At 40.0% G+C, this 18233-nt stretch carries 18 protein-coding genes; 6 read left to right on the forward strand and 12 right to left on the reverse strand.

The window, feature by feature from the left end; translation table 11 throughout:
• Positions 1 to 29 precede the first annotated feature (29 nt).
• Positions 30 to 332 carry a thioredoxin gene (gene trxA, locus R1T16_RS03290; protein ID WP_317499635.1) on the reverse strand — a complete coding sequence of 101 codons (303 nt, stop codon included), beginning with the start codon at positions 330 to 332 and terminating at the stop codon, positions 30 to 32.
• Positions 333 to 604: 272 nt separating this feature from the next.
• On the opposite strand from trxA, the gene R1T16_RS03295 reads away from it, so the two are divergent.
• Complete coding sequence (locus R1T16_RS03295) at positions 605 to 2185, forward strand: murein L,D-transpeptidase (protein WP_317499636.1); 1581 nt, start codon at positions 605 to 607, stop codon at positions 2183 to 2185.
• Positions 2186 to 2349: 164 nt separating this feature from the next.
• Here R1T16_RS03295 and R1T16_RS03300 read toward each other — a convergent pair whose 3' ends face one another.
• Positions 2350 to 2877, reverse strand: coding sequence for a C40 family peptidase (locus tag R1T16_RS03300; RefSeq protein ID WP_317499637.1), 528 nt, complete (start codon positions 2875 to 2877; stop codon positions 2350 to 2352).
• Positions 2878 to 3192: 315 nt separating this feature from the next.
• On the opposite strand from R1T16_RS03300, the gene R1T16_RS03305 reads away from it, so the two are divergent.
• Entirely contained in the window at positions 3193 to 3987 is a 795-nt protein-coding gene (locus tag R1T16_RS03305; RefSeq protein ID WP_317499638.1) for a prohibitin family protein, read from the forward strand.
• An 83-nt stretch (positions 3988 to 4070) separates the two neighbouring features.
• Here the strand turns inward: R1T16_RS03305 and R1T16_RS03310 are convergent, their stop codons facing one another.
• Together R1T16_RS03310 and R1T16_RS03315 are read right to left on the reverse strand one after the other, a co-directional pair.
• Complete coding sequence (locus R1T16_RS03310; RefSeq protein WP_317499639.1) at positions 4071 to 4364, reverse strand: putative quinol monooxygenase; 294 nt, start codon at positions 4362 to 4364, stop codon at positions 4071 to 4073.
• Complete coding sequence (locus tag R1T16_RS03315; RefSeq protein WP_317499640.1) at positions 4354 to 4959, reverse strand: NAD(P)H-dependent oxidoreductase; 606 nt, start codon at positions 4957 to 4959, stop codon at positions 4354 to 4356. Before R1T16_RS03315 ends, R1T16_RS03310 begins: the two co-directional genes overlap by 11 nt.
• Before the next feature lie 101 nt (positions 4960 to 5060).
• Between R1T16_RS03315 and R1T16_RS03320 the strand changes: the two genes are divergently transcribed.
• From R1T16_RS03320 to R1T16_RS03330, 3 genes are all read left to right on the forward strand, one after another.
• Complete coding sequence (locus R1T16_RS03320; RefSeq protein ID WP_317499641.1) at positions 5061 to 5975, forward strand: LysR family transcriptional regulator; 915 nt, start codon at positions 5061 to 5063, stop codon at positions 5973 to 5975.
• A 75-nt stretch (positions 5976 to 6050) separates the two neighbouring features.
• Complete coding sequence (locus R1T16_RS03325) at positions 6051 to 6479, forward strand: SRPBCC family protein (protein ID WP_317499642.1); 429 nt, start codon at positions 6051 to 6053, stop codon at positions 6477 to 6479.
• Between the two features lie 106 nt (positions 6480 to 6585).
• Positions 6586 to 6882, forward strand: a complete 297-nt coding sequence (locus R1T16_RS03330; RefSeq protein WP_317499643.1) for a hypothetical protein — start codon at positions 6586 to 6588, stop codon at positions 6880 to 6882.
• Between the two features lie 62 nt (positions 6883 to 6944).
• Here the strand turns inward: R1T16_RS03330 and R1T16_RS03335 are convergent, their stop codons facing one another.
• From R1T16_RS03335 to R1T16_RS03350, 4 genes are all read right to left on the reverse strand, one after another.
• On the reverse strand, positions 6945 to 8342 hold the full coding sequence (locus R1T16_RS03335; RefSeq protein ID WP_317499644.1) for a HAMP domain-containing sensor histidine kinase: 1398 nt from the start codon (positions 8340 to 8342) through the stop codon (positions 6945 to 6947).
• Positions 8329 to 9000, reverse strand: a complete 672-nt coding sequence (locus R1T16_RS03340) for a response regulator transcription factor (protein WP_317499645.1) — start codon at positions 8998 to 9000, stop codon at positions 8329 to 8331. Before R1T16_RS03340 ends, R1T16_RS03335 begins: the two co-directional genes overlap by 14 nt.
• A gap of 61 nt (positions 9001 to 9061) precedes the next feature.
• Positions 9062 to 9832, reverse strand: coding sequence for a phosphatase PAP2 family protein (locus R1T16_RS03345; RefSeq protein ID WP_317499646.1), 771 nt, complete (start codon positions 9830 to 9832; stop codon positions 9062 to 9064).
• A 171-nt stretch (positions 9833 to 10003) separates the two neighbouring features.
• Entirely contained in the window at positions 10004 to 11980 is a 1977-nt protein-coding gene (locus tag R1T16_RS03350) for an LTA synthase family protein (RefSeq protein ID WP_317499647.1), read from the reverse strand.
• Positions 11981 to 12223: 243 nt separating this feature from the next.
• Between R1T16_RS03350 and R1T16_RS03355 the strand changes: the two genes are divergently transcribed.
• Positions 12224 to 13642, forward strand: a complete 1419-nt coding sequence (locus R1T16_RS03355) for an alkaline phosphatase (RefSeq protein ID WP_317499648.1) — start codon at positions 12224 to 12226, stop codon at positions 13640 to 13642.
• Between the two features lie 47 nt (positions 13643 to 13689).
• Here R1T16_RS03355 and R1T16_RS03360 read toward each other — a convergent pair whose 3' ends face one another.
• The 4 genes from R1T16_RS03360 to R1T16_RS03375 form a co-directional block, all read right to left on the reverse strand.
• Complete coding sequence (locus tag R1T16_RS03360) at positions 13690 to 14052, reverse strand: Atu4866 domain-containing protein (RefSeq protein ID WP_317499649.1); 363 nt, start codon at positions 14050 to 14052, stop codon at positions 13690 to 13692.
• Between the two features lie 251 nt (positions 14053 to 14303).
• Complete coding sequence (locus R1T16_RS03365; protein ID WP_317499650.1) at positions 14304 to 14666, reverse strand: putative quinol monooxygenase; 363 nt, start codon at positions 14664 to 14666, stop codon at positions 14304 to 14306.
• Positions 14667 to 14814: 148 nt separating this feature from the next.
• The gene (locus R1T16_RS03370) at positions 14815 to 15663 is read right to left on the reverse strand and encodes an SDR family NAD(P)-dependent oxidoreductase (RefSeq protein ID WP_317499651.1); all 849 of its coding nucleotides are present in this window, start codon (positions 15661 to 15663) and stop codon (positions 14815 to 14817) included.
• A gap of 188 nt (positions 15664 to 15851) precedes the next feature.
• On the reverse strand, positions 15852 to 18233 hold a 2382-nt coding region (locus tag R1T16_RS03375), incomplete at its 5' end, for a T9SS type A sorting domain-containing protein (RefSeq protein WP_317499652.1).

The raw sequence follows: 18233 nt of genomic DNA on the forward strand, positions 1-18233 counted from the left end.
CTGAAAACTGAGACTGCGACTGAAAATTTTTACTGGAAACTTGTTATCGTCCTTATCAGCTCTTCTTTAGGCACAACGCCGCTTTGTCTCCATAACATCTTTCCGTTTTTAAACAGCATCAGCGTTGGTACACCTTTTACCTGAAACTGAGGGTTTATCATAAGCGACTGATTCTTATCTACATCTACCTTTATAATCTTTATACGGTCTCCAAGCGTGTCCTTAACTTCTTTAAGTATAGGCGCCAGCATTTGGCATGGGCCGCACCAGGTGGCAAAAAAATCTACAAGTACCGGCTCAGTACTGTTTATAAGAGCTGAAAAGCTTTCCATAGCATCTAATTTATTCGGTTATACCCAAATTTACAAAAAACGAATGCCTTATCCTAAATCTAAGATTTGGCTTTACGTTAATATTTAGTTAGAAAATCAGGCAGCCTTCAGTTCCCTTTCAAAGGTGAGTTCAAAGCGATTGGCAGGGGTCAGTGCGTATTTGTAATCTCTTAAGGGATAATCACAATTGTAAGTTAAACCAATGCCTTAGGGCTGCAAATCCCATTTCTATAACAAAATATTTCTTACTTTTAATCTAAACATAAAACGCCATGAAAAAAACAAATGCATTATTAGCCTTTATCTTAGGATGCACCTTTTTGGTTACCTCGTGTAACAAGAAAAAGGATGGGGAAAACGTATCTGACAACACCGAAGTACACGATCACGATGACGCGCAAATACCATTAGACACAACTCAGTTTGCCGCTTTTTTTCAAAAGCACCCCGACTTTAAACAATTTGAGGGTGAAGTAAGTAAACTATATTCAAAACACCACCACTACATATGGCATGACAAAGGAGGACTTATTGAGTTTGCCGATGTGGTGCATAACAGGGTAAACCAACTTGATAATGAAGGATTGGAGATTAAAGTCCCTTATAAAGAAGAACTTAATGAGGTTTTTGACAATCCTAAAAGTAAGCCGGATACTAACAGTGAGTTGCTTATAAGCTCTATGTACTTCTATTACACAAAGAATGTACTGGAAGGATTAGACAAAACGAAGAGCCAGCAAACAGGGTGGTACCTGCCACGCGAGAGGGTAGATTATGTAGCCTATCTTGATACGCTGATGCAGGATCCTAAACTGATAAAACGCGACGAGTCTGAGCTTTTTAGCCAATATTATAACCTGCGTAAAGGACTTCAGAAATACCGTGAAATTGAGAAGAAAGGTGGATGGGGAGCCATAAAACTTGACGAAGGCGTAAAATCACTTAAAGAAGGCGACTCTGCGGCGGCTATTGTGCAGATCCGTAAACGCCTTGTTCTTGAGGGGTATATGAAAAATGATTCGGGTAAATCGGTTTACGACAGCGAACTGAAAGAAGGCCTTAAGGCATACGAACAAAAACACAACCGTGAGTTTGACGGTAAAATAGGGCCGGCAATCGTAACCGAAATGAATATGCCGGTAGCCCAGCTTATCAAAGCAATTTCCATAAACATGGAACGCTGCCGATGGATCTCGCCAAAAATGGACAAGGCACCTGAGGTTATTGCGGTAAATATACCATCGTACCGACTGGTATATTTTAAAAAGGGTAAACCTGCCTTTACATCTAAAGTCGTAGTAGGTAAAGAACTGAATAAGACAGTAGTGTTTAGCGGAAACATGAGTTACCTTAACTTTGCTCCGTATTGGAATATACCAACCAGTATATTAAATAAAGAGATAAAACCGGGTATCGCAAAAGATCCTAACTACTTAGCTAAACACAACATGGAATGGGTGGGCAAAAGAGTACGTCAAAAACCGGGTGGACAAAACTCACTGGGTAAAGTAAAATTCATGTTCCCCAACCAAAATAACATCTATCTGCACGATACACCTGCCAAAAGCCTGTTCAACCAGGATGACAGGGCATTTAGCCACGGCTGTGTACGTGTGGAAAAAGCGCGTGACCTTGCTATAATGATCACAAAAGAAGATGGCAACTGGACCGAAGCAAAAGTAGACAAAGCCATGAATGCGGGCAAGGAAAGCACTTACAGCCTTAAGAAAAAAATACCGGTTTACATCGCTTATTTTACAGCGTGGGCTGATGAAAACGGTAACGTTGCTTTCTTTGAAGATATTTATAAACGTGACGAAAGGCTGGCAGGATTACTGTATGCTGCAAAATAGTTTCAGGGTTATTGCGTTCTGGGTTTGAGGCTGCTGACTCATGCCGTCCAACAGACACCAAAAAATAAAACAGGTTATTCCAAAATGGAGTAACCTGTTTTGCTTTATGATTCTTTTGTCTTTTCTATTATCCGACAACTGTCAGCTACAAACTGACAACCAATTTACAATTTAAAAGGATCAATACACTTATAAAACCTTTTGGTGTACATGTCAGATCCTAACTCGCTTATTGTAACCGCCATTTCTTTTCCTGACGAAGAGTGGATAAATTTAGATTTCATGCCATTGGCTTCGTAAACTATACCCACGTGCCCTACAGATTTGCTGTCTTTGTATCCGTAAAATACCAACACATCCCCTACTCTAAACTCTTCGGGTTTTAATGGTTTACCAATATTTGTAAATCCTGATGAACTCCTTGGCAGTTCCATATCAAAATGTTTGAATACAAAATTTACAAAGCCGGAACAATCAAAACCTTTCTCAGGGCTCCCACCGGCATAGCAGTACTTGGTACCCATGTATTTTTTGGCAAAGGCTATTATCTCCTCACGTTTGGTGTCTTCCGCTGTAGTTTTAATTGCAGCACTATTAGATTCTTTAACTACTACATCCTTTTTTTCACCCGGATGGCAAAAGGAAAAGGCGGCAGCAGTAAAAAGAAGTACAGGTATCTTATATAATCTCATAGGTCAGTTTTTAGATAGGTCTATAAGTTACCCAAAAACTAAGCCATTACAACAGTAGTGTTGTAAAATTGTGTAAAACTTTATATCTTGACCGCACGAAAATTTTGTTAAAACAAAAGAAATGAAGAACGGAACATTACTGCTCTTAGGCATAGCAATAGTAAGTGCACTAATACTTTCATGGATATTTACACAGGCTTTCCGCCTACTCACTGCACCATCAGACCTGTCGGTTGCAGAGGGAATTCTCTTATTAACCCTTTGCGTTTTAGCGACAATCAAATTATCAACTTATCTATTAAAAAAACTGTTTAAATGAGATCTAAAGTTACCTATGCTATCAGCGGTATATTTGCTGCAATATTAATTCTTATTCTTTTTAACTCCTGCAATGAGCGTATTGACGCTGGCTATGAAGGTATACTCGTAAAACTTTATGGATCTGATAAAGGAGTACAGGATGTAAGCCTGGTTACAGGCCGCGTGTGGTACAATCCTTTTACTGAGGATGTCTATGAATTTCCTACGTATGTACAAACCATAAACTATTCAGCATTTACCGTTAATGCAAAAGATGGTTCTGTTTTTACGGTAGACCCTACCCTTTCTTTCAAAGTAAAAGATGGGTTTAGCCCGGTTATCTTTAAAAAGTATAGGAAAGATATCGCTGAAATAACAGAGACCACACTTTTTAATTATATAAAAGACGCATTCCGTATCGAATTCAACAAATACACGACAGACAGCATAATAAGCAACCGTGAAAAATTTGAGAATTCAATACAAAAAAATATGGGTAAACTTTTAAATACAGAAGGTTTCTCCCTGGAACAAATGACAAGCGGCATACAATATCCCGAGGCCATCACTAAGGCCATTAATGCTAAAAATGCTGCTGTTCAGCAGGCAATGCGTGTAGAAAATGAACTTAAAATAGCGCAGGCCGAAGCCCGAAAACTAATTGTACTTGCCGAATCGGAAGCGAAGGCAAATGAATTAAGAAAAATGTCTCTTAATCCACTATTGATACAACAGCAGTTCATTGAGAAATGGGACGGAAAAACCCCAATTTACGGAAATGCACCTGCTTTTTTTAAGAGTGTTCAATAAAATAAAAGCCGGTTGTCAGATATGACAGCCGGCTTTTAAAATCCCTTAATGAATACCTCAAACTTCAATTTGGTAACCTGTGGTTATTCACCTATCCTGTTTGTTATGTAAATCCCCGGTGCATCTGCCAGTAGCGGCTTAGCGTCTTCAATAAATTTTAGCACGTGCGGGGTTTTATTATGCTGTTCCAGGCTTTTGGCGTCTTGCCATATTTCGTGAAAAATGAATATGTTAGGATAGTCTGCTGCCTGATTAAGCTCGTATTTGATGCAGGCTGCTTCTTTAGTTGAACCCTCTACAAGTTCCAGCAACACTGCTTTAAGCGCTTCTTCTTTACCCGGAAGGCTTTTTATTACTGCGGTTAAATTAATTTGCATATTCTTTAATAAATAGGTTTTCTAAATGTTCTTTGTATCGTTTCATATCACGCATTATGTCTGAGTTTTTCTCTACATCGTGAAAGTGCATTGATGGCAATTGTTCCATACCCGTAAAGGCATTCATTCGGTGGAAGCCAAATAACGGGCCATCATCTACACTGCGTTCATTAAAGAACTCACCGGGAAGCGTAAAGGCTTCTTTAGGCGCATTCCATGATGTGGTAAGCATATATTTACGCCCATGCATCGTTCCGCCAGTACCATAATTAATGGCAGGATTAGCAGACGAACGCCCGTCGCTGTTATAGATGCCCTTCGCATGGCCCTCGGTAAATACCACATCAATGTATTTTTTAAAGTTATGCGGCAGCTGAAACCACCAAACCGGAGTGTGATATATAACCACATCTGCCCATACATATTTTTCTACTTCTTCGGCAGGATTATAATCGTCGCTTACATTGGTTATTTTTACTTCAAATCCTTCGCTATTGGTAAAAAAATCAAGCGTTTGTGCGGCAACTGTTTCGTTAAACTTTCCGCCTGAATGGCCAAAGCTCTGGCCTCCGTTAATGATGAATATTTTTGTCATAATGTATATATCTAATTCTATGGTACAAATTTACGGCAGGATATACTATTATAAAAATAAGATAATTTATACCTTTACATCATAATTATAATAGTTTAGCTATGGTAAATTTAGAATGGTACAGAACATTTAAGGCTGTATACAAAACCGGAACCCTTACCGGGGCAGCACAGGAACTGTTTATTTCACAGCCTGGGGTAAGCCTGCATTTGAGTTCTCTCGAAAATTACACCGGCTACAAACTGTTTGACCGCAAAGGCCGCCGTATGGCACCTACCGAACGCGGTAAAGCGTTATACAACTTTATAGTAGATGCAATGATAAAGTTAGAGGAAGCCGAGAAGCACTTTCAACGCAGTACAGAAAAGCATACGCCTACTATTAGTGTGGGCATGTGTTTTGAAACTTTCCAGATTACACTTGAACCTTACATTGCAACCTTGCCATTCAACGTGATCATACAGTTTGGGGAATACCCCGAAATGATAGAAAATCTTGAGAAGGGCATTCTTGATCTTATCATTACACCTCAGATGGTTATCAGCAAAGACATTGATTATGAAGCTTTCAGTAAAGAAACCATTGTGCTTATTGGCGGTAACAACGTTGACAAGGAAACGCTGAATGCCGTAGCATCGCTCGGTGACCGTAATGCATTAGAAGACTGGCTAAAACAGCAAAAATGGTATGGCACGACCGGTGATATGGAGCACCTTCGTCGTTTCTGGCAACTGAACTTTAATAAGTATCCTGATTTTCGCCCGAACTATATCGTGCCCAACCTTAACTCTATTGTACGCTGCATGGCAAGCGGTATTGGACTTGCCGTGATACCTGACTTTTTGTGCCACCGCGAAATTGAAAGCGGGCAGATTCAGCTGCTATGGGAGGGTGATCCCAAATTGACCAATACGCTGCATTTTGCAACACGCAAGAAGACAATTTATGCCGATGAGATCGAGGTTATAAAAAAGATTTTCCGGGATGAAACCGTATTGGCAGAGATGATTATGTAACATCTTAACCTGACCTTAACTAGCTGCCGCATTTAAGTTTGTTATTTTTATAAATCAACAAAAAAGCAGACTATTATGAAAGGTACTTACATCGCAGAAGCAAAAGTAACTATTGATGCACCGGCAGAAAAAGTGTGGGAAGCGCTCACTAATCCTGAAAAGGTTGCGAAATATCTTTATGGCACTAAAGTAACTTCTGACTGCAAGGAAGGAGGTAACATATCTTATAAAGGAGAATATGACGGTAAATCGTATGAAGATAAGGGTACCATTAAAACCTTTAAACCGAATAAGGTATTTGCCTCGACGTATTGGAGTTCCATCGGCGGTAAGGAAGATAAACCGGAAAATTATAATCTTGTCACCTACACTCTTGAAGAAGGAGGCGATAAAACATTGCTCACCCTTACGCAGGATAACATAGCCACTGATGAAGAACGGCAGCAAATGGTTACCAACTGGAATGGTGTTTTAGCGGGATTAAAAGAAGTTTCAGAGGCTTAAACAGGTTAGACAACTGTGTTAAAATACAGATTAAACTTATGATTACTTAGGCTGCCCCATCTCATTTACCTATATTTGAGTATATTAACTTTAAAATACAGTAAATATGGATTTTACAGCGAATGACCTTGCGTTTAAAAACAGTTACTCATGGCCTGAAGGCGCTAACGCTCCAAAGAACAGCAGCGGACGTGAAAGCATTAAGGTAGACAAAAAAGAAGGAACAGAAGTGGTAGATTTCTGCAACCAGTTTTTGGCGAGCTATGGGAAACCGTTAACTAAACGCAACTTTCAGTTAGTGGAAAAAATTCTTGCAATGCCTGAATTCAAAACCACAAAACTGAGGAGCCACCTAAACAACAGTATTAATACCAACTGGAAAAGATACAGCTTGCAGGCCTAACGCTTAAATCTCTTACTATACACTCTACTACCCCATTTCATAAAAGATTTGGGGTATTTTATTTACTGCCTGGCAAATTCCAGCGTTACTGTAGTACCTACATCTTTAGTGCTTTTAATATCAAGGTGAATACTTAAAAGATCACACAGTCGTTTAACGATAGAAAGTCCGAGGCCTGTACCTTTTACGTCTGCATGATCTAAAGCTTCAGAACGGTAAAATTGTCCGTATATTTTACCAAGGTCATCATGGGCAATCCCCATTCCTTTGTCCTCAATTGTACACTTAACCCCTTTTCCGTCAACCGATAGCGAAATTATAATACTGCCTCCATCACGAGAATATTTTATAGCATTAGACAGGATATTTTCTATGATCAAAGTCGTCATACCGGCATCTGATATTATTTCAAAATGTTCTTTAAAATCAAAGATTACTGCAATATTCTTCGCTTCAATTTTAGGGGAATAGCGCTCCAGCGCCTGCAATATAACCTCATCTAATACGACAGGCTTCAGTTGGGCAGCAAGCTTCTGGTCTTCAAAGCGTGCCATGAGTAATAATTGGTCTACCATGTGGTTAAGGCGGTTTACTTCACGTATACAATACTGTACCTTTTCGTTATACTCTTCAGCTGTACGGGGTTTTCGTATCATTACTTCAAGAGTACCTTTTATAACGGCCAGTGGAGTCCGCAATTCGTGCGAGGCATCAGATGTAAATTGTTTTTCTCTCGCTATGGCATTTTCAATCCTGTCCAGCAATCCATTGATAGCCAATGAAAGAGCATATAGCTCATCCCTTTTTTTAGGGAGAGCAATCCTTTCGTTAAAATTGTTATCAGTAATATTACGCGTAGCAGCAATAATATCAAGTGCCGGCTTAATTGTTTGCCCTGCTACTATTCTTGTTACAAAAGTAAGTATCAGTAATACCACAGGATAAGCTACCAGAAGTACTAATAATAAATTATCAAGCACCATTACAGGCTGTTCTATAGACATTGCGATAATAACATATCCCTTTAACTGCCCTTTGTAAAACAGAGGCGATTGTACCTGCCTGATGGCAATACCTGCAACATGGGTGTCTCCATAGTCTTTTGAAATAGTATTCATTTGAAACCTTAAGCTCTCCCCTTTTAAGTTAGGCGACTTTTCTACCGAATTTCCCTTTGTATCAAATGCCTGTACAAAAACGGGATTGATAACAATTTCCTGGTGTTCGGTTTCGGTCCATTCTGCTTTATCTACAAGTCCGATAAACACATCCTGTTTAGCAACATAAGCTGTATGCAGATTAATTTCTACCTGAAGGTCGTTGTTAATATCCCTGTTTACCGAAAACGAAACAATTCTGTAAATTACAGTAAACACCACAAGGATAAGCAGCGCCGTACTGATGAGGTTATACAGTGCTATCCTGTTCTTGATGGATGCAGGCTTTTTAATTGGTTTCATTGGCAATGTATCCCACACCACGTATGGCTTTAATATAATTTTCTTCTTTTGTAAATCCCAGTTTTTTACGTATCCCGTTTATAAAAACATCTATAACACCTGTATCATAATTAAAGTGGATATTCCATACTTTTTTTATTATGTCGGTTCGCGTGCAGACTGTTCCTTTATTTTTAAGCAGGAATTCTAAAAGGGCAAATTCTTTTTGCGTAAGCACTACTTCGGTTTCATTGTAAAACACCTGGTAGGTATCAGTACGCAGAGTTACAGGGCCAAGGGTGTAGAGTGGCTTATCATCGTTAACATTCCGAAGCTGCACTTTTATTCGCTCCAGCAGTTCTTCAAAACTAAAAGGCTTTTTGATATAATCATTGGCACCTGCCTGAAGCCCTGCAATGGTCTCCTGCACTGTATCTTTCGCAGTAAGAAATATAATGGGTGTTGTTTTGTTTGATTTCCTTATGGTTTTACAAAGTTCAAGCCCCGAAAGCTTTGGAAGCATCCAGTCAAGTAAAATAACATCAAAATGAGTTTTTAATGCGGTAACAAGCCCGTTATCCCCTGATGATTCTATAGTAATTGTGTACCCTTCTTCCTCAAGCCCCTGCTTCAGGAAATCATAAATACCTTTTTCGTCTTCAACAACCAGAATATCCATCTGCCAATTTTTAATAAAGTTAAATATTTTGGGACTGCCTCAAACTGTTTCAGGTATTTTTTTAAAATTGTATAACTAAAGAGCACCCAAATTGGCTGCCGTTATAAAAAGGTGCTATGGCCATTTTATATCTTTGTTCGCCATTACTAATACCCCCATTAAACAGCCTGCTTGTGTAAAGATGCAGCCAGTAGGCTATCTTTGTACTCATTATGCCTATACCTGCCCCGGCAGCAACGTCTGTAAGCCAGTGCCTGTCGTTGTATATTCTGAACATACCGGTACCGGTAGCCACGGCATAACCGGCAATACCGTACCAAATGGACTTGTCCTTATACTCCTGCCATAAAAATTCGGCTCCTGCAAAAGCAGTTGCGGTATGTCCTGACGGAAACGAATTTTTAGAGCTTCTATCGGGTCTTTCTACCTTAGTAAGAGATTTAAGGCCCAAAACAGCACCACTCATTATGAGGTAAGACGTCGCCATTACAATAGTCCTGTCCTTAAAATTATTTTTTCCCTGTATACCCATCGCATTTAGGGCATATACAGATGCAATGGGCGCATACTGCGAAAAGTCATCAATCGTTATCTTCACGTCAATATCTTCTTTTACCTCGTCCCTGAGCTGTCTGTTGAGGCCTATCAGCGTATGGCTTTCGAGCCCTATCACACCATAGCTTATAAGTACTGATGGCATAATAAGCTGTTTGCAATTAAATTTATAATACCCTGAATTGTTCAATGTGTCGGCAGTTATTGAGTCGTTAACCACCTGTGCAGCAAGTATTGATGTGCACAATACCAGCGCTAAGAAAAACTTCGCTTTCATAAAAATATTATAAGGGGGATTTCAGCATGCCCTCGCAGCACGCAAAGCGTAGTTTTATATCATACTTTTTAGAATTGAGTAGTGTGATTTTATATATTAGATAATAGACGATAGACAAATAGCTCCGATCTGCCGGATTTCAATACTCAAACCTATTATCCCACTACTATTTTACTCCTTCAGCAGCTTATGGCTAAACAAATAATCTGCGGTTTGATACCACGATATCGCTTCGTTTAAAAATCCTTTTTCCATCTTTTGAGGTTTGAGGCTGTTGTCTTTAAGTGAATAGGAATAAAAGTTTTGCTTTTTTTGGTCAGACAGTATCATAACCTTATCCTGTTTCATAAGTGTAAGCTTACGGTATGTACCCATAAGCGTCCTTTCTGTAAAATCAGGCTGCAGCACATCTTTTCCAAAAAAATTAGATTCATAATCCCAATTCATTAACGAGAAAAAGGTTGGAAAAAGATCAATTTGCGAGCACTGCCTGTTTATCTTCTGGTTAACCCCACCCGGCAGATTGTAAATGAAGGCAGGTATGTGGTAATTGGCAACATCAATCTCATCTTTACCCGCACTGCTGGCACAATGATCTGCAATAATTACAAATACGGTATTTTTAAACCAGGGTTTCGTGCGAGCTGTTTCTAGCATTTTACCCAAGGCAAAGTCAGCATATTTTACCGCACCTTCGCGCCCCGTGCCCGACTGTATATCAATCTTATTATCAGGATATGTATACGGCCTGTGATTAGATGTCGTCATTACAAAATTAAAGAATGGCTTCCCCGCTTTATACTGCTTATCAGCAACTGTGAGCATTTTATTGTAGATATCCTCATCGCAAACACCCCAGGCATTTTCAAAAGTCACTTCTTTGTCATCTATAGTATTACGTGGGGTTTTTATGTCGTCATTAAGCACACTGCCCCTGCCCCTGTCGTAAATGGTAAACCCATTACCGCCAAAGTAGCTGTTCATATTATCAAAATAACCATCGCCGCCATAAAAAAAGTTATTGTCGTAACCACGATTTTTAAATACTGTAGACACAGTGAACAGGTTGTGGTTATCAGGTCGCTTTACAATACTTTGTCCCGGTGTTGGCGGAATGCAAAGGGTAACCGCCTCCATACCCCTTACTGTACGTGTTCCTGTAGCATAAAGATTAGAGAACAGTATGCTGCGCTGCGCAAGACTGTCCATATATGGCGTAATGTTTTTCTCGTTGCCAAACTCATGCATAAACGAGGCGCTCATACTTTCCATTAATATAAAAACCACATTAGGTTTTGCAACTATACCATCTTCGTTCACTTTTCTCTTTATAGAAAATGAATTGTCGTTAAAATGGGTATTGCTTTCGTGCACATTGTTGCGTGCCATTGTAAAAGCTTCTTTATCATTTAGTGTAGTATAGAAGTCGGCATAATCCATGCGGTTGTTACGAAACTCGGCAAAAAAAGAATAGATTCCCGCCTTAGATATCTCATTATTATAACGGTTAGCAGACCACTCGGCATCGGTATTCTTCACCAATCCAATAAAAAGAAACATAACCGTAAGTACCAATCCTAAACTTACAATACGCTGCCTGAGTGATATGCCTCCCGAAAAAGTATCTTTGAAAATGTTTTTCCTGACAAATATTACCACTACACCGGCAGTGGCCAATAGCACCAGGCTTACTAAAAGCGGCAGTGGATACGATTCTTTAATGTTACTGATAACCTCGTGGGTATATATTAGATAATCTACTGCAATAAAGTTAAATCTTGTCCTGAACTCCTCCCAAAAAGTGATTTCTGCTAGAAAGGTGAACATGAGTATAAAAACAGTGAGTGTAAAAAAGATATATGTAAGTAATTTATCTGCCCACGAACCTATAAAACGGTTAGGCATGATAAAAATGTACAGCATTGCAGGCAGTACAATAAAACTACACGTACCCATATCAAAGAAAAGGCCTGTAACAAATGTCCTTATGATACTTATCGGGTTAAATGACACATCAGCCGACTGCCAGAAGTAGAATAGTATTCTCAACAGAAGAGACAATAATATAAATAATTTTATAAAATTAAGCAGTAAGCTTAGCCTTCCTGATAGCTGCAATTGATATTTAAATGATCCCTTAATTTTCATAATCGTTACTTTGTGATTACAAAATAACGCCTGTAAAATGTGTAAATTGGACGAGGAGATCTCTCTTAAGCAAATCTTAAGAAAGGTAATCTAAGTTGAAAACAATAAGCGTAAAATTATGAAGCTGAAATTTTAAGAACGCTTTTACAAACCAAAATTGCAATATTAACGCTTAAATAATATGCGCTTTCACCGCTATTTTGCCATGGTTTTTTACCTTTGAGCATCTAATAATAAATTACAATGAACAGGAGAAAGTTTTTTAGGAATGGCTCACTTTTTACCCTTGGAGCGACACTTATCAATCCGTTTGAGACCACTGCCAATATACTGGACGCAAATACCTTAAATAAAAATAAAAAGGCAAAAAATATTATCTTCATGGTTAGTGACGGCATGAGTACCGGAACCCTAAACATGGCTGACCTTTACCTAAACCGCAAAACAGGAAAAGGCTCTAACTGGCTTCAATTATATAAAGACCAACGCGTTAACCGCGCATTAATGGATACAGCCTCTGCAAGTTCTATTGTAACTGATTCCTCTGCCGGGAGTTCTTCATGGGGTGGCGGCGTGAGGGTAAATAACGGTGCCCTGAACGTGGGCCCTAATGGCGAAATGCATATGCCCATATGGCAAAAATTTAAGAAGGCGGGTAAGATGGCAGGGTGCGTTACCACAGTGCCAATTACACACGCTACTCCTGCGGGATTTTGCGTAAACAGCAAGAGCCGAAATGCTCAGGAAGATATTGCTGAACAGTACCTTGAGCTTGGTTTTGATATTATGATGGGTGGCGGCAATAACTACTTTAGCCCGGACATACGCAAAGACAAAAAAGATGTTTATGCAGCCTATAAAGCTAAAGGCTGGCAGGTAGCGCGTACAAGAAATGAGATGATGGCAGCTGATATAGCCAAACCCATTTTAGGTGTTTTTGCAGATGACGGCCTTCCCTATAACCTTGACCGTACAAACGATAAAACATTAACCGATACGACTCCTACCCTTGCTGAAATGGCCCAGAAAGCCATTGACCGGATGAAAAACCACAAAAATGGCTTTGTGCTTCAGATTGAGGGTGGTAAGGTAGACTGGGGAGCTCATGCTAACGATATCGGCGCTTTATTATATGACCAGGCTGCTTTTGACGCCGCTGTTAAAGTAGCTATAGACTTTGCTGAAAAAGATGGAAATACACTTGTGGTAATCACTACAGACCACGGCAATGCTAACCCCGGAGTTATATATGGCAAGGATGCCAATACCAACTTTGACAGCATACAAAATTATACTCATACCAATGAATGGCTGCTGAATTCCATTAAACCGGACAATACCGTGGCGCAGGTAAGGGAAATTATCCAAAGTGGTAATAAAACAACTCTTTCGGAAGACGACGCGAAAACAGTTTTAAGCTACTACGACGGGCTTCATAAAGAAGAAGGCGGACTGTATAATTACAAAAAGCTGCCTTTTAAAGCATTCTCCCAACTACAGCAAAAAACAAACTCTGTGGGATGGATCAGCATGGATCATTCTGCCGATTATGTTGAACTTGCAATGTTCGGCCCGGGAAGCAACCTGTTAAAACCTTTCATTAAAAACACAGATCTTCACTATCTTATGCTCGAAGCGGCAGAAGTAGAGAATAAATTTTAAGACCTTAAAATAGAGGAGGCAGCCTATAAGCTGCCTCCTCTATTTAATTATTTCTGCCTGTAGAAGATATAACCTCCGTGGTACAATATATCGCCTTTAAACTCTCCGTCTGCAGTAAATCCTGTGTCGTCTTTATAATCGATATGATTTCCTGTTATGGCATAATTACCCTGATAGGCACTTTTCTTTCCTCCCCTTGCTTCGTCATAACGACCTCCGGAAAGTAATTCGTGGCGAATGTAACCGTCCTCAGTTACCCACATTCCTGTAAAATCTTCTTTTGCTTCCATAGCTGTTGAATGGTTATTTGTTGGTTTTATTAAAGTGCTGAGCGATATGAGCCCGGCCATTGCTAATGTGGCTATAACAGATAATACTAATCCACTTAGCATCATGTAAACTGCTTTCATACGTTTGTTAATTAATAATTATTATTGGTTTTGAAATCAGGCGGTATACCTGCTTTCGGTGTGAGCATTCCCTACTATATGCACAGGCACAGAATGGGAAATTCCTTTTAGTTGTAGCGACTGCGTTATTGTACCGCGTTTAATAATGATGTCGTTTTCATGATTGATGATTTGACATTACAATACAAATTTGCAGATATGTACCGTTTTAAAAGTATCCGGATTGGCTATTGTCGTAGCCATATCCACGATTAATTAAGCCCTATACCGTGCGTAAGGAGCGGGTTTATCCAGTCTGCTTTAAACGGCATAGAAAGGGGCATTATGGTAAAAGGGGCTGCCAGCATAAGTTTGCAGTGCTGTACAAATTCCAGTACGTGGCTTTGGGTAAGGTGTTTTTCTAACGCCCATTCGCCCGACCACGTTTCCAGTACAAAATACTCAAGCTGATTATTATCTGAGCGAAATACTTCGTACCTGATTATGCCTTCTTCATTTTTACTAAGGTCAGCAAGATAGTTAAGGGCATTTTTAAGTTCGATTGATGATTTTTCGTCTTTTGCTGAAAAGCTTGCCAGCAATGTTTTTGTTGTGTTTATGGCCGATTTCTCCATGACAATTGCGTTTAAGACTCTTTATTTTGATGAAACAAAGTTACTTTACCACTACAGGTTTTATATTGTAAGATTCACAGTATTGATTACACAATTCAAACAATTTGAATAAAAAACAACGGCTCCAATGATCGGAGCCGTTACAACTTTAGTTTTCAAAGTTTGTTGAAGTGGCAATTTCCCTTACTGCTTCAAGGTCTTTCTGCACATCCTTAATCTTAACTTCTGCAAGATTGTAAGCATCAGGCCCAAGGAATAAATGCAAAGGCGGCTGGGCAAGTGCTGCTGTTTTTATAATAACATCTGCACCTTTATCAGGATCTCCCGGCTGGTTGTTATTGATTTCATTCTCATGAGCACCCTGAACATCCCTAACCGATTTATAATCCTCTATGGCATTCTTTGGCACCGCAAGTGACGAACCTTCTAAGAAGTTAGTCCTGAAATAACCCGGAGACACTACCGTGGCACGAATCCCGAATTCAGCAACCTCAGCGGCAAGCGACTCTGTAAAACCATGAACAGCGAATTTTGTAGCGCGGTATATCCCAAATCCCGGGAAGTTTCCTGTAAAGCCACCTATAGACGCAATGTTAAAGATGTGCCCAGACCTCTGTTTTCTTAATTGAGGCAGTGCCTGACGGATAACATTAAGCGATCCGAATACATTAACATCAAAGTTCTGCCTGCTTTCAGCATCTGTAAGTTCTTCAATAGCGCCCACAAGCCCGTAGCCTGCATTGTTTACCACTACATCAAGGCTTCCAAATTTACCTACTGTTTTGTTTACTGCCTCAGCAACGCTCTGTTCATTAAGAATGTCTACTACAAGCGGAAGGAAGTTAGTATGATTACCTACTGCATTTTCAAGATCGCCAAGGCTTCTTGAAGTAGCAACAACTTTATAGCCTTCATTTAATAATCTTTTTACAAGGCTAAGGCCTAATCCTTTTGATGCTCCTGTAACGAACCATACATTTTGATTTGAATTTTCCATTTTTATGTTCTTAAATTAATTGTTCTTATTTGATAAGGCAAAGTTATGGCAGGCATAAGCCCTTGTGATTGTATGCTGCAAAGCAATAATTGCTAAAATCAAACAAGCTGTTTAAAGTGGGTCAGAAACAGAACAATTTAAAAGCTGAACATAAAAAAAGCGCCCCTGTTAAGAGGCGCTTTACAATTTTAAAGTGTTTTATTCACAACGATCTTTTTATCTATCCTTCCGGTATCAGATGTTATCGTGATGATATATACTGCCGATTCCAGTCCCGTAACATCAATATGGTAATTGTCAGATGTTATGGCTTGTTCGTTTCTTATTACCCTTCCGTTTAGGTCATATACCGCAACTTTCAGGTTTTCAAAATACTCAAAATCAGGTATCCTTATATACACGTTTGTCGATGCCGGGTTAGGATATACCGTCATGCTAAGTTTCCTTACGTCTTCAATTGCTGCAACCGGTGCAGTTACCGTCAGGTTAGCATCGTCTGATACAACAGGGCAGTTGCCGTTTTGCGAAACGATAACCCTGTATAGGTTTCCATTAAGCCCCATCGTGATGTTAGCAATAGAGAACTGCGCTGTTGTACCACCTGAATAATGAGGCGATGCGCCACCGTTAGGTACGTTAGCCCAGGTTGTTCCACCATTGGTACTAACCTGCCACTGATATTTGGTTGCGTTCTGAACTGTAACAGAGAATACCACCCACTGCCCTGCCTCTACCGAAGCATCCTGTGGCTGGGAAGTGATCACTATCGTTGCAGGCTCTGTTATAGTTGTGCTTGTTGTAAATGTACAGTTATGTGCGTCGGTTACCGTTACACTGTACATTCCGCCTGCAAGGTTTTCAATGGCTGCTGTTGTAGCACCATTAGACCACAGGTATTGATACGGTGCAGTACCGCCTGTAATATTTGCTACAGCAGATCCATTTTGAGCACCGCCACAACCTACATTAGTAACTGCAATAGTTCCTGTAAGCAGCGAAGGTGATGTAACACTTAGGTATCTAAGATCTGAACATCCGTTAGCATCTGTAACTACAACTTTATAGTTACCTACACCAAGTCCTGTAGCACTGTTAGTCGTGCTTACCGCAGGAGTCCATGTGTAGGTATAAGGACCTGTACCGCCGGTCAAATTTACGCCAAGTGAGCCATCAAAACTACCATAACAGGTTACGTTAGTTTGCGAAGTTGTTAAATGTAATGGAGCGGCAGGCTGTGTAATAGTTACACTTGCAGTTATATGGCACCCATTAGCATCCGTAACTGTTACGGTATGGCTGCCAGGAGCAAGATATACTGCTGTTGCTGTAGTCTGCACCGGATTTGTATTCCAGCTATATGTATAATCAGGTGTTCCGCCTGTTACGCTTACGGTAGCTGTTCCGTTAGCTGCATTATAACATAAAACATTTGTAAAACTATCTACAGCAGCTGTTAAAGCATCCGGCTGTGTTATTGTAAACGATTGTGTAGTTTCACAAAGGTTAGCATCTTTTACCGTTACGATATAAGTTCCCGGAGCAAGATTACCTGCTGTTGCAGTAGTCTGAACCGGAGTTGTATTCCAACTATAGGTATAAGTTCCTGTACCGCCTGTCACATTTACCGTAGCCGATCCGTTGGCAGCGCCAAAACAGGTTATATTATTCTGCGTTCCCGCTGAAGCAACAAGTGCAGTTGGCTCTGTAATGATAAAGCTGTTTGATAATGTACATCCATTAGCATCAGTTACATCAACAGTATAAGTACCTGCTATAAGATTTGTAATTGAAGCTGTGGCTGCGCCTGTATTCCAAAGGTAAGTGTAAGGTGCAGTACCGCCGTTTATGGCAACAGTTGCCGATCCATTATTACCTCCAAAACAAGATACATTTGTATGAGTGGTATTTGGCGTTAGAGCCAAAGCCTGTGAAGGCTGTGTAATGGTATAGCTGTTTGATAATGTACATCCATGTGCATCAGTCACAACAACGGTATATATACCTGCTGCAAGGCCTGTGATTGAATTTGTAGTTGCTCCTGTACTCCAAAGGTATGTATATGGTGATGTTCCTCCATTTACAGCAATTGTAGCCGATCCAGTTGCATTACCAAAACATAGTACGTTAACCTGCGTTGTGTTTGGTGTCAGCGCCAATGGTGCTGCAGGCTGAGTAATGGTATAGCTGTTTGATAATGTGCATCCGTTGGCATCGGTTACTGTTACGCTATATGTTCCTGCTATAAGGTTTGTTATTGTACTCGTTGTCGCACCTGTATTCCAAAGATAAGAATAAGGTGCAGTACCGCCATTTACAGCTATGGCAGCCGATCCTGTTGCATTGCCAAAACAAAATACATCGACCTGAGAAGTATTTGGCGTTAAAGCCAATGGTGCGACAGGCTGAGTAATGGTATAGCTGTTTGATAATATACATCCGTTGGCATCGGTTGCTGTTACGCTATATGTTCCTGCTATAAGGTTTGTTATTGTGCTCGTTGTCGCACCTGTATTCCAAAGATAAGAATAAGGTGCAGTACCGCCATTTACAGCTATGGCAGCCGATCCTGT

Origin of the sequence: Flavobacterium sp. DG1-102-2 (assembly GCF_033042555.1) — a bacterium.
GTDB lineage: Bacteria > Bacteroidota > Bacteroidia > Flavobacteriales > Flavobacteriaceae > Flavobacterium.

What these genes read in the sequence shown, in the direction of transcription:
- R1T16_RS03310 (WP_317499639.1), bottom strand. Translation starts at nt 4,364, where the DNA reads ATGCAAATTAATTTAACCGCAGTAATAAAAAGCCTTCCGGGTAAAGAA.
- R1T16_RS03325 (WP_317499642.1), top strand. Translation starts at nt 6,051, where the DNA reads ATGAAAGGTACTTACATCGCAGAAGCAAAAGTAACTATTGATGCACCG.
- R1T16_RS03340 (WP_317499645.1), bottom strand. Translation starts at nt 9,000, where the DNA reads ATGGATATTCTGGTTGTTGAAGACGAAAAAGGTATTTATGATTTCCTG.
- R1T16_RS03350 (WP_317499647.1), bottom strand. Translation starts at nt 11,980, where the DNA reads ATGAAAATTAAGGGATCATTTAAATATCAATTGCAGCTATCAGGAAGG.
- R1T16_RS03335 (WP_317499644.1), bottom strand. Translation starts at nt 8,342, where the DNA reads ATGAAACCAATTAAAAAGCCTGCATCCATCAAGAACAGGATAGCACTG.
- R1T16_RS03330 (WP_317499643.1), top strand. Translation starts at nt 6,586, where the DNA reads ATGGATTTTACAGCGAATGACCTTGCGTTTAAAAACAGTTACTCATGG.
- R1T16_RS03315 (WP_317499640.1), bottom strand. Translation starts at nt 4,959, where the DNA reads ATGACAAAAATATTCATCATTAACGGAGGCCAGAGCTTTGGCCATTCA.
- R1T16_RS03305 (WP_317499638.1), top strand. Translation starts at nt 3,193, where the DNA reads ATGAGATCTAAAGTTACCTATGCTATCAGCGGTATATTTGCTGCAATA.
- R1T16_RS03355 (WP_317499648.1), top strand. Translation starts at nt 12,224, where the DNA reads ATGAACAGGAGAAAGTTTTTTAGGAATGGCTCACTTTTTACCCTTGGA.
- R1T16_RS03295 (WP_317499636.1), top strand. Translation starts at nt 605, where the DNA reads ATGAAAAAAACAAATGCATTATTAGCCTTTATCTTAGGATGCACCTTT.
- R1T16_RS03320 (WP_317499641.1), top strand. Translation starts at nt 5,061, where the DNA reads ATGGTAAATTTAGAATGGTACAGAACATTTAAGGCTGTATACAAAACC.
- R1T16_RS03300 (WP_317499637.1), bottom strand. Translation starts at nt 2,877, where the DNA reads ATGAGATTATATAAGATACCTGTACTTCTTTTTACTGCTGCCGCCTTT.
- R1T16_RS03360 (WP_317499649.1), bottom strand. Translation starts at nt 14,052, where the DNA reads ATGAAAGCAGTTTACATGATGCTAAGTGGATTAGTATTATCTGTTATA.
- R1T16_RS03345 (WP_317499646.1), bottom strand. Translation starts at nt 9,832, where the DNA reads ATGAAAGCGAAGTTTTTCTTAGCGCTGGTATTGTGCACATCAATACTT.
- trxA (WP_317499635.1), bottom strand. Translation starts at nt 332, where the DNA reads ATGGAAAGCTTTTCAGCTCTTATAAACAGTACTGAGCCGGTACTTGTA.
- R1T16_RS03370 (WP_317499651.1), bottom strand. Translation starts at nt 15,663, where the DNA reads ATGGAAAATTCAAATCAAAATGTATGGTTCGTTACAGGAGCATCAAAA.
- R1T16_RS03365 (WP_317499650.1), bottom strand. Translation starts at nt 14,666, where the DNA reads ATGGAGAAATCGGCCATAAACACAACAAAAACATTGCTGGCAAGCTTT.